The 10,521-nt window shown below is 58.8% G+C and carries 8 protein-coding genes and 2 pseudogenes (1 of these 10 running past the window's edge); 6 read left to right on the top strand and 4 right to left on the bottom strand.

Annotation, left to right across the window (positions count from 1 at the left end; translation table 11 throughout):
• Positions 1-1,414: the 5' end (the start) of a DEAD/DEAH box helicase gene (locus ACS4RR_RS02280; protein ID WP_456189663.1), read on the bottom strand. It extends 1,967 nt beyond the left edge of the window; 1,414 of the gene's 3,381 nt are visible here — the first part of the coding sequence; its start codon is at positions 1,412-1,414; its stop codon lies beyond the left edge, outside the window.
• A 122-nt stretch (positions 1,415-1,536) separates the two neighbouring features.
• Positions 1,537-1,929: pseudogene (locus tag ACS4RR_RS02275) on the bottom strand (GNAT family N-acetyltransferase); the annotation flags it as partial.
• A 309-nt stretch (positions 1,930-2,238) separates the two neighbouring features.
• Between ACS4RR_RS02275 and ACS4RR_RS02270 the strand changes: the two are divergent.
• Complete coding sequence (locus ACS4RR_RS02270) at positions 2,239-3,021, top strand: helix-turn-helix transcriptional regulator (protein ID WP_170279150.1); 783 nt, start codon at positions 2,239-2,241, stop codon at positions 3,019-3,021.
• Positions 3,022-3,036: 15 nt separating this feature from the next.
• Here the strand turns inward: ACS4RR_RS02270 and ACS4RR_RS02265 are convergent, their stop codons facing one another.
• Positions 3,037-3,357 (bottom strand): hypothetical protein, encoded by a 321-nt coding sequence (locus tag ACS4RR_RS02265; RefSeq protein WP_260109762.1) that lies wholly within the window; start codon positions 3,355-3,357, stop codon positions 3,037-3,039.
• Between the two features lie 385 nt (positions 3,358-3,742).
• Here ACS4RR_RS02265 and ACS4RR_RS02260 point away from each other — a divergent pair, with 385 nt between their 5' ends.
• The 5 genes and pseudogenes from ACS4RR_RS02260 to ACS4RR_RS02240 all read left to right on the top strand — a co-directional run bounded on the left by ACS4RR_RS02260 (position 3,743) and on the right by ACS4RR_RS02240 (position 9,148).
• Positions 3,743-4,765: a UDP-glucuronic acid decarboxylase family protein gene (locus ACS4RR_RS02260; protein ID WP_222385694.1), complete on the top strand. Its 1,023-nt coding sequence runs from the start codon at positions 3,743-3,745 to the stop codon at positions 4,763-4,765.
• Position 4,766: 1 nt separating this feature from the next.
• Entirely contained in the window at positions 4,767-5,750 is a 984-nt protein-coding gene (gene galE / locus ACS4RR_RS02255; RefSeq protein ID WP_456189662.1) for a UDP-glucose 4-epimerase GalE, read from the top strand.
• Positions 5,747-7,613 (top strand): annotated as a pseudogene (locus ACS4RR_RS02250) (glycosyltransferase family 2 protein). Before galE ends, ACS4RR_RS02250 begins: the two are co-directional and overlap by 4 nt.
• Positions 7,614-7,650: 37 nt before the next feature.
• The gene (locus ACS4RR_RS02245) at positions 7,651-8,172 is read left to right on the top strand and encodes a DUF995 domain-containing protein (RefSeq protein ID WP_222385693.1); all 522 of its coding nucleotides are present in this window, start codon (positions 7,651-7,653) and stop codon (positions 8,170-8,172) included.
• A gap of 4 nt (positions 8,173-8,176) precedes the next feature.
• A complete protein-coding gene (locus tag ACS4RR_RS02240) occupies positions 8,177-9,148 on the top strand; it encodes a glycoside hydrolase family 26 protein (protein ID WP_456189661.1) in 972 nt (323 codons plus the stop codon).
• Positions 9,149-9,226: 78 nt separating this feature from the next.
• Here ACS4RR_RS02240 and ACS4RR_RS02235 read toward each other — a convergent pair whose 3' ends face one another.
• Complete coding sequence (locus ACS4RR_RS02235) at positions 9,227-10,513, bottom strand: ABC transporter substrate-binding protein (RefSeq protein WP_407766684.1); 1,287 nt, start codon at positions 10,511-10,513, stop codon at positions 9,227-9,229.
• Positions 10,514-10,521: the final 8 nt, after the last annotated feature.

Raw genomic sequence — 10,521 nt, 5'->3', positions numbered from 1 at the left:
GCTTGACGGCAGCTCCATTGTCCTTCTGGCAAGCGATCTTGTGCGCGACCGTCTGCAGATATTGGAATGAAGATGTCTTCCCAATCGAACTTCGTTTGGGAAGGTCGCGCGAGATATTCTCCACTGCGGCGTTGTTGGACGAAGCGACGACCATTTCGAATCCCGAAATAGCCGGGATCAGCGCCGATATCGAGGCGGTGCTCCGGTCCGTGAAGATGGCTCGGCGCGGCGAGCCATCGAAGGCATCGCGCGCCGTCTTCAAGAAGGCCAGGACGCGGGCGCGCCGAACGATATTATCCGCGAACATGTCGCGAAGCAGGGTCGTCTTTCCCGTCCCTGGTGGGCCGTTGACCGAGAACAGTCCCGTTTCCGAAAGGTCGCCGATGGCCGAATTGATCGCGAACTGCTGCATCAGGCTCATCGCCTGGTGAGGTTCGCTGAGCCAGCGTCCGCGGTTGAGATTTCCTGGATGCAGGGCTTGAACGATCGCCCGGCGTCCATCCTCCGAGTAGAGGTCGATTCGCTTCTCTTGCGCAGGCGGCGTGAGATATTGCCTGAGCGGCTCGGGAATATCGCCGTGTTTGACGCACGTCATCGCCCGTTCGATATCCTCTATGAAGAAACTGTTCAGGATCCCCATGTCTTCTTCAACGTTTGCACTCTCCTCCTCCTCGTCGCCGGCATCGAGCGCATTGCTCTCCTGCGGTGGCGGCAAGGAGATGATTTCAGGTTTCACCACCCTGTCTCGGTAGCGTATTTCAACAGCAGCGATGGGTTTCTCTTGCTTCGAGGAAAAGCCGGCCCAATCGCAGAGCAATTCATGCAGCGTCAGGATTTCGGCGGCATCGATCGGCTGACCGTCGGGATCCTCGTCGGACGAAGATCTCAGATGCCGTTGTGCCCGAAAGTTTTGAAGCAATTCCGAAAGCTGCCTCTTGCCGTCGGCAAATGCCTCGTGGCTGAGTGAGGAGAGGCCGGATTTCCGCACCCGCCCCAGAGCCCAGGGAAGCGTGGAAACGGAAAATGTTTCGAACAACGGCTGCCCAAAGGGGGAGAGCTGCAGGCTGGCAAAGCAGGTATCGCCATCGAGATCGCCGCGTTCGGCATCCTCATACTCGGTGATATCGGCCGCAACGCAATCGAAGTGCCTGCGGATATCGGCAATTTCGGATTTGCTGAAAACGCCGAGGAACAGGGTGAAGCCCGTGATCTGCTTCTCTTCGGGTATCGCTGGGCGGTTGAGTGCGGCGCCGTCATCCTCGAGCGTTTTCGCATGCAGCCAAAAAACGCTTCGGCCTTCATTGGAGGCAATACGACTGGAGAGATCGTAAGGAATGAAGAACTCGATTTTGTGCCAGAAATCGAGAATGGCGAGAAGCCGTTCTCTTTCGGCGCCGTCTGCATTCATCTGCATGAGTTCTCACTGAGGCGTTGCAAAAATAGGCTCGCGCTTGTTTTAGCAACGATCGCAGCTCGAAATCAAAGTCCATGGCGACTGCGCGCCCCGAACGCATTTCCGCACATGGCAAAACCGCGTCAATGCAGACGCGATCGGCGTCGCTCGCCGAGCGCCGTCCCCGGTTCCAGCAAAGCCATGGTCGCCGTCACGACATCCGTCTTGCCAGCGGCGGGCTCGGCGATCGAGCACCGCCGGCATAATCAAGCGCGGCCGGATCGTCCGAATACAGGTCCTGGATTTGCGGCAAAGACGGCCCCTTCCGCCAGCCGTTTGCTGGTTGCAAGAGCGATGCCAAGTAACGCGCCTGGATAAGATGCGGCCCGATCTCGCCGACCCGGCGGACAGTCTCTACAGCTCGCTGATATTGCGGGGCAAGCTGCGTGTCGCCAAGCCGCATCTGGATCGGTGTAGGATCGGGCCCGCTGGCTCAGTGAGGCCTTGGCAGTCAAGGACCCTGTCAGCTTGCCTCGGCCACGCTGCATGACGAAAGTATGACAATTTGTACTGAAATATTACATTAAGCTGATCGTCTATAGTCAGAGCAAATATAGCCTTCAAGTATCTACCGAGTGAAAATGCAACCAAAGCTTTGTATTATATGGTTTTTCGTTCGCTAAAACTAATCACTTTGGGCCATTTCCTTCCTTCTCAATCCGTATTAACATAATTAAGAAATGTCTAAAAAATAAGGCGATGACATCCGGGACCGACATTTCATACTATCTAATACCCGCCATCGCTCCACGTTTGAGTAAAGTGTAACGCTAGGGGAGGCGTATATGTTCATGACAGGCTCTGGAATGGAGAACACTGACCAGGGGAGGAAGTTGAATACGTCTGGAGATACTATACTAGTAGTGGCAAAAGCGGATTTATTTTCGGAGTGCATGGTAGAAGCACTGGCAAAGAAATTTCCGAATTGTGAAGTAGCAAGCATAACGAGCACAAAGCCAATGCTGGAAAAAGATACCAGCGAGATTAAGCTTGTTTTATTCTATCATATACCCGGCCCCGAGCTTCATGAGGCGTTGCAGGCTGCGCGCGAAAACCACCCTGAAACCTCGATCGGGCTTGTTGTCGAAGCGATCGACATGCTCGAGCCCTACGTCAGCCGGCTGGTGGAGGCAAGGATCATCGATGGTGTCCTGCCGCTCAACCTCCGGCTCGACGTCTTCATGGCCGCTGTGGATTTACTGATGAAGGGCGGCGAACATTTTCCGTCAGCACTTCTCAACCGTCTCAACAACAAGAACGCCCAGCTGGAACCTTCGCTCTATCAGGCAAAATCGGTCGATGCGGCCCGCAACAATGCGCTCAAGCTGAGACGCGACAGCATCTCTGCTTTGACCACCCGGGAGGTTCAGATCCTGGATCTCATCTGCAAGGGGACGCAGAACAAGATTATCGCCGACAAGCTGCATCTTTCCGAAAACACCGTGAAGGTTCACGTCCGCAACATCTACAAGAAGATGAACGTGCGGAACCGCACGGAAGCGGCATCCCGCTTCTTCAATGAGCATCCAGCCGGAGAAGACGACATGTCCGGCCGGTGGCGCAATTGATATAATGCTATTGTTTCAGATAGAAGGACGCGCAAAGCAGCGCGACTTCTGTCCGAAGCCGCTTGGAGAGCAGATATAAGGCGCTGAGCCGTGATAGGCGACAGCGCGGGCTGTTACTCCGGCCGGGCGCTCGGCGTGATTTTCCGGATAGGCGTAGGCCTTCGAGAAACGCGGAGCCTCGGCCACGACGATATTCTTCTTCGCGACGACAGCGATATCGTCATCAACGAGCGTGCAAGCCGTTTGTCCGATCGCCATAAGCGTCGTTCCCCCGACGAACATCGCCAAACGAAGACACCAGCCTTTCAGCTGCGCTGCATCTTGTTTCTTCAACATAGCCCAAACCCCTCGCATATGGCACTTCCGGATGCAAGACCGGCCGTGCCGTTGAGCTCCGCCGATCTCCCGACTTCCCTCGTATATTAGCGGCATTGAGTGAAGCTTGAGAGGCGTATGAGAGGCGTATTGGTGGTAAAACATTGAAGTGATTAATCATTTGTTACTTTCAAGTATACTTTCGTAATTATTTCGGATATCTAAATCTTTTCATGTTGACCCCGCTAACATTCGTTGTAATATTTTACTAATAATTCGGTGTCCGAAGAATAACTACAAAGTTATTCGTGTATGGACGCTCAGTTTTATGAATATCCAGAGCGGGTACAGAGGCATGCAGTGCGTAAATAAAACAAAAGACTAAATACCTGGGAAGGAGTTGGTAATGCGTAGTTTCGTTCCCAACGAAGGCTATTCTAAAGTGTCAGGCATACCGGTGCTCCAAGGACGACGCACCGTTCTTGTAAATGGCGGGGGCGGCTTCCTCGGTTCACATCTCTGCGAAAGGCTCCTGCAGCGCGGCCACAGCGTTACATGCCTCGACAATTTCTCGACCGGCCGCCGTGCGAATGTCGCTCACCTTGCAGCGAGCATCCGCTTCCGCATCGTCGAGCACGATGTTAGGCAGCCCTTCGATATCGACGCGTCGCTCATCTTCAATTTCGCCTCCCCCGCCTCTCCGCCCGATTATCAGCGGGATCCTGTGGGAACGCTGCTCACCAACGTGCTCGGCGCCGTCAATACCCTTGATTGCGCGCGAAAGACCGGTGCGATCGTCGTCCAGTCATCGACGTCGGAGGTCTATGGCGATCCGACCCAGAGCCCGCAGCACGAATCCTATTGCGGCAATGTCAACCCGATCGGGCCGCGCGGCTGTTACGACGAAGGCAAACGCAGCGCCGAAACGCTGTTCTTCGATTACCACAGGACTTACGGTGTCGACATCAAGGTCGGCCGCATTTTCAATACCTACGGACCGCGCATGCGCCTGGACGACGGCCGGGTGGTTTCCAATTTTATCGTTCAAGCCCTGCGCAACGCCGACCTGACGATCTATGGCGATGGTCAGCAGACCCGTTCTTTCTGCTACGTCGACGACCTCATTGAGGGTTTCCTGCGTTTTTCGGCTGCCGGCAGCGCCTGCAACGGTCCGATCAACCTCGGCAACCCAGCCGAAATGACCGTTCGGCGTCTGGCGGAAATCATTCGAGACTTGACGAACTCGCGTTCCCGGATAGTCCACCTGCCTGCGGTCACCGACGACCCTCGTCAGCGGCGGCCGGATATTTCCCGGGCCATGGCCGATCTTGGCTGGAAGCCCCGCATCGGGCTGGAAGCCGGCCTGGCTCGCACCGTCGAATATTTCGACGGACTGCTGGCCGGCACAGAGAAGGCGGAGGTCGTATGAGATGCCCCGCTACATTCTCGTTACCGGCGGCGCCGGTTTCATAGGCAGTCATATCTGCAAAGCGTTGTCGCGCGCCGGCATGATCCCCGTCACCTACGACAATCTCTCGACGGGACATGCCGACAGCGTCCGCTGGGGCCCGCTCATCCGGGCAGAGCTTGCCGACGCTGCCACGCTGCGCCGGACCCTTGCAGAGTTTTCGCCCGATTGCGTCATCCATTGTGGTGCCAATGCCTATGTCGGCGAATCCGTCGACATGCCCAGGAAATACTACCGGAACAATGTGGTCGGCAGCCTGACGCTGCTCGAGGTCTGCCTCGATCAGGATATCGAGCGGATCGTTTTTTCGAGCAGCTGCGCCACCTATGGCGTTCCCACCTCGCTGCCGATTCGGGAGGAAAGCCCGCAACACCCGGTCAATCCCTATGGGCGCACCAAGCTGATCTTCGAGATGGCGCTTGAGGATTTTGCCGCTGCCTACGGTATCCGCTTTGCCGCGCTGCGTTATTTCAACGCGGCCGGCGCCGATCCAGATGGTGAGCTTGCCGAGCGCCATCACCCCGAGACCCATCTCATCCCTCGTGCCCTTCTTGCCGCTGCCGGCAGGTTGGAGCGGCTCGATATCTTCGGCACCGATTATGCGACCGCGGATGGAACCTGTGTTCGCGATTATGTTCATGTCAGCGATCTCGCCCAGGCGCATCTCGCCGCCGTCAATCATCTGATGGCGGGAGGCGGCTCGCTCAGCGTCAATCTCGGCTCCGGCCGGGGCACTTCGGTACGCGAAATTCTCGAGGCGATCTATCGCGCGAGCGGCCGTGAAGTCCCCGTGAATTATCGCGCTCGCCGCGCTGGCGATCCGCCGATCCTCTTTGCCAATACCGCAAGGGCGAAGGCGGATCTCGGCTTCGCGCCGGTCTTGTCGGATATCGATACGATTATCCGCACCGCCGGCCCCACCTTCGGACTGGAGATGAGGGCATGAGCGACGCACTGCAAATCGGTCACAGTCAGGACGGCGAAGGCCGCTACAGCTGATGCATTCGATCCTGTTTTCACCGGCTGGAACCGCGTCGCCTATGCCGTCGGCATCCTCTGCTGGCTGGCAGCACTCGGTTATTTCTGGATCTGGTGGTGCCAGTCCGCCCATATTATTTCCTGGGCGGCCTTCGTCCTGATTACCCTCGTGCTTGCCTGGATCACGCTGGTACCGGCCTATTTTATCCTGATCTTCCTCGATGCGAGAACGGTCAGCGCTCGGGCAGGGCTGCCGGAAGGGCGGGTGGCAATGGTCGTCACTAAGGCGCCGTCCGAGCCCTTTGCCGTCGTTCGCGCTACGCTTCAGGCGATGCTCGACCAGATCGGCGTCGATTTCGATGTCTGGCTGGCCGACGAGGACCCTTCGGACGAAACCACGCGCTGGTGTGCGGAGCACGGCGTGCTGATCTCCACCCGAAAGGGTGTGGCGGAGTATCATCGCACCGCGTGGCCGCGTCGGACGCGTTGCAAGGAAGGCAACCTCGCCTATTTCTACGACCATTTCGGCTATGCACGCTATGATTTCGTCGCCCAGTTCGATGCCGACCATGTGCCGACGCCGACCTACCTCCGTGAAGTCCTGCGCCCCTTTGCCGATCCCGACATCGGTTATGTCTCCGCTCCCAGCATCTGCGATGCCAATGCCGGCGCAAGCTGGGCGGCGCGCGGCAGGCTCTATGCCGAGGCAAACCTGCACGGTTCGCTGCAGATCGGTTACAACAATGGCTGGGCGCCCCTATGCATCGGTTCCCATTATGCGGTCCGCACATCAGCCCTTCGCCAGATCGGCGGCCTCGGCCCCGAACTTGCCGAAGACCATTCGACGACGCTGATGATGAATGCCGGCGGCTGGCGCGGCGTGCACGCCGTCGATGCGATCGCCCATGGCGACGGACCAGCGAACTTCACTGATCTCGTCGTCCAGGAATTCCAGTGGTCGCGCAGCCTCGTCACGATCCTGCTGCAACATTCCCGCCGCTACATCATGGACCTGCCCTGGCAACTGAGATTTCAGTTCGTGTTCTCGCAGCTGTGGTATCCGCTCTTCTCCGCCTTCATGGCCGTGATGTTCCTGCTGCCGGTTGCCGCCTTGCTGACGGGCCAGGTCTTCGTCAATGTCACCTATCCGGATTTCCTGCTGCATTTTGGGCCGATATCGATCGTGCTGACGCTGTTTGCCTTCTTCTGGCGGGCCACGGCAACCTTCAGGCCGCACGACGCGAAACTGTTCGGCTGGGAGGGGCTTGCCTTCATCTTCCTGCGCTGGCCATGGTCGCTTGCCGGCAGCCTCGCAGCGCTTCGCGACTATATCAGTGGCTCTTTCGTCGATTTCCGCATCACGCCGAAGGGAAGGCAGCAGCAGCGGTTTTTGCCGCTGCGCGTTATCGCGCCCTATATCGGGCTCGCCGGCCTTTCCGCCGTCGCAATGATGTTTGCGACCGATGCCGCGGCCGCCCAAGGTTTTTATGTTTTCGCCATGATGAACCTCTCGGTCTACCTGTCGCTGACGGTGCTGATCGTCGTTCGCCATGCAGTCGAAAACGATCTGCCGCTGCTGCCGCAATCGCGCGGGCTGTGGCTTGCGACAGCCACCGGGCTTGCGATTTTCGTCGCCGGCGGCACGCAGGCGGGGAGCCACGGCCTGCGCGGCCTCGAAGCTCTTTCGCACGGCCAGACGTTCGTCAGTTTCACCGAAACGCAATTTGCCGTGGCCGGCGCGGGCCTCGGCGGCGGCAAGACCAGGATCGTGAAGTTCCGCCTCAGATGGAATGGGTTCGGAAGCACGGGACGGGACGAACAAGGTGTCTGAGCCGGCGGAACCGGCAAGTATCGATTAGGAGGATGTAATGAGTATCGGATCGAAATTATACGGAGCGGCGCTCGCTTTGAGCCTGTGCCTGCCAATGGCGGCACACGGCGCAGAGGTCGCCAAAACGAAAGCGCCAACGCCGGTCAGCGCCTATGAGCTCTATCGTATCTACGGCGACAAGACCTGGACCTGGAACACCGGCGGCGGCCGTTTCTTCGACGATGGCCGGCGGTTCGTCGCCTGGAGCAATGACAAGGGGAAGCCGTCCTTCGCCGAAGGCAGATGGGTGGTCGACGATCTCGGCCAGCTCTGCATGCGTGCCACCTGGACGAATGCCGAGGGTGCGGCCCGCGCCAGCACCTGTTTCGGTCACCGCAAGATCGGCAACACGATCTACCAGCGGCGCCAGCCAGACGGCAATTGGTACGTCTTCCGCCATGCATCGGTGCTCCCGGATGACGAGTTCCGCAAGCTCGTTCCCATGGATACGGTGAGCGCGAAGGCGCGTGAACTGAAGCAGGTCCTGCTGAGCCAGGAAATAGCCCGAAAAGGAGGGTGAAGCCATGAAGAAGCTAATGAAAAACAACCTCTCGACCACCGCGATCGCGTTGCTGTTGTTGTGTGTCGCGGAACTGCCGGGCCGAAGCGAAGTGCAATATGCGGGCATTGCGCCAAATCCGGCGGCGGCCGTGCAGACGATCATCGACAAGCGCCCCGTCGTTCATGCCGCCGGCATCAAGTTCGGGGCCTACGATCCGCACGGCGATTTCGGCGCGCAGGTGAATGTCGCGACCGAAGCCCTGTTCCTGCCGTGGGAGGACGTCGACCTGGAAACCTTGCGGGTCGCCGATGCCTATGCGCTGGCGAGAGGCCGCAACCTGCTGATCACTGTGGAGCCGTGGTCCTGGGACGTCGACTGGCGGCTAAGCTCCGCTCAGCTTCGCGCCAAGGTCCTGCGCGGTGATTACGATGTCAACATGCGTTCGATCGCGCATATGATATCCGAGCTGAAAAGCCCGGTGATCGTCCGCTGGGGACAGGAGATGGAGGACAAGTCAGGGCGGTTTTCCTGGTCCGGCTGGAGCCCGCAAGACTATATCGCGGCCTACAAGCGGATGATGGACATCGTTCGCAAGGAGGCGCCCGGCACAGAGCTCATGTGGTCGCCGAAGGGAGAGCCTGGCCTTCAGGCCTACTATCCCGGCGACGATTATGTCGATCTCGTCGGGCTCTCTGTCTTCGGCCTGCAGCGCTACGACGAGCTTGCCTACAAGGAGCACCGGACGTTCTCGGAAGCGCTGAAGCAGGGCTATGATCTCGTCGCCGGCTACGGAAAGCCGATCTGGGTGGCGGAGCTCGGCTATGAAGGCGGCGACGCCTATATCAGGCCGTGGATCGAAACTGCCACGTTGAAGCAGAGCGCCTTCCCGAATCTGCAGGAAGTCGTCTATTTCAACGACCGGGATGTGCAAGCATGGCCGTTCGATCTCGGCCGGCCGGATTGGCGCGTGGTCGAAAACCTGGGCAGCAACTGATAGTCTGGAAAACAGAGGCCTGAAAAACGGAGAGGCCCGCCGGGGTGTTGCGGGCCTCTCCTCATGTCGGGCGACCGATCATCCCTTGATCGTTGCCTTACCCTCTTCGATGAGCCGGGTCGCCGCATCGGCGGGCGAAATCCGTTCGAAGGCGAGTTCGTCGCAAATGGGGCGCAGCACGCGCTGGTCGAATTGGGTTGCTCCCATCGGTACCGGCGGCGGATACTCGCCGACCTGATCCTTGAGCAGGTTCACGTATTTGACCGTTTCCTGCTCCGTCGGGTTGAGTTGCGGCAGGATGGCTTCGCGCACGGTAGGCGACATTGGCACACCGCGTTCAACACCCAGAATCTTGCCGGCTTCGGGATCGTTGACAAAGTAGCTGATGAACTTCGCGGCAGCTTCGCCCTGCTTGGTCGTGGCGCCCACACTCCAGATCAGTGCCGGACGGTAATAATGGCCGGATGGACCGCCCTTCTTTTCACGCGGCAGCATGGTGATGCCGAGCTTGTTCTTGATGATCAGCTGATAGCCGATCATCTGGTTGGAATAGGCCATGCCGATCACCGATTTGCCGAGACCAAGGCAATTGGTGTCGATCGTGTTCTGATCGAGCGTCTGCACGTCGGCAGCAACGGTGCCGCCCGCCTTGCGCAGTTTCTCCCAGTAGTCGAACCATTCCCTGGCATCGTCGGCCGTGAAGCCCAGCCCAACGCTTTCCCTCGCAAAGAGGCTTTTGCCGCGCTGGCGCAGCCAGGCATCGAACACATAGGCGTAGCGCGCCGCATAGGGGCCGCCGCCCTTGCCGGAAGACTTGGCGAGTTCGACGGCGAGCTTGGCGTACTCATCCCAGGTGAGGTCGGGCGTCGGCAACGGGATGCCTGCCTTTTCGAATTCGACGGTGTCGAAGAACATCGAGAAGGAGTTGAGGCCGAGGCCAACACCATAGAGCTTGGCGTCGATGGTGGTCAGCTTCAGCATGTCGGCGCCAAAGGACTGAACGTCCAGTACGGAGGGGACGAATTCATCGAGCGGCAGGCAGGCGCCGCGCTTCGAATAGTCTGAGATCGTTCCCGGCTCGAGTTGGAAGATATCGGCGATCGAGCGGCCAGCCATCTGCGTTGCCAGCTTCGTCCAGTAGCCGTCGCCCGAAAGCGATTCACCGACGATAGTGACGCCAGGCGTTTTCGACTGATAGAGCTTGGCAACCTCGAGCGTGCGCTTGGCGCGATCGTTGGATCCCCACCACATGGCGCGCAGTTGTGCCCCTTCGGCAAAGGCCGGAATGGCGCTTCCGGCGCCGAGAGCGAGGCCGGCGGCCGCACCGGCTGAACCCATCAGAAATGAACGGCGATTGACCTGCATGCTAATCC

The organism is Rhizobium zaerense (assembly GCF_051810725.1).
GTDB classification, from domain to species: domain Bacteria; phylum Pseudomonadota; class Alphaproteobacteria; order Rhizobiales; family Rhizobiaceae; genus Rhizobium; species Rhizobium leguminosarum_I.
This window is presented reverse-complemented; position numbering and strand designations above follow the sequence as displayed.

Bases quoted from the DNA above. Each gene is read 5' to 3' on its own strand.
- ACS4RR_RS02235 (WP_407766684.1), bottom strand. From the start codon at position 10,513: ATGCAGGTCAATCGCCGTTCATTTCTGATGGGTTCAGCCGGTGCGGCC.
- ACS4RR_RS02240 (WP_456189661.1), top strand. From the start codon at position 8,177: ATGAAGAAGCTAATGAAAAACAACCTCTCGACCACCGCGATCGCGTTG.
- ACS4RR_RS02245 (WP_222385693.1), top strand. From the start codon at position 7,651: ATGAGTATCGGATCGAAATTATACGGAGCGGCGCTCGCTTTGAGCCTG.
- ACS4RR_RS02265 (WP_260109762.1), bottom strand. From the start codon at position 3,357: ATGTTGAAGAAACAAGATGCAGCGCAGCTGAAAGGCTGGTGTCTTCGT.
- galE (WP_456189662.1), top strand. From the start codon at position 4,767: ATGCCCCGCTACATTCTCGTTACCGGCGGCGCCGGTTTCATAGGCAGT.
- ACS4RR_RS02270 (WP_170279150.1), top strand. From the start codon at position 2,239: ATGTTCATGACAGGCTCTGGAATGGAGAACACTGACCAGGGGAGGAAG.
- ACS4RR_RS02260 (WP_222385694.1), top strand. From the start codon at position 3,743: ATGCGTAGTTTCGTTCCCAACGAAGGCTATTCTAAAGTGTCAGGCATA.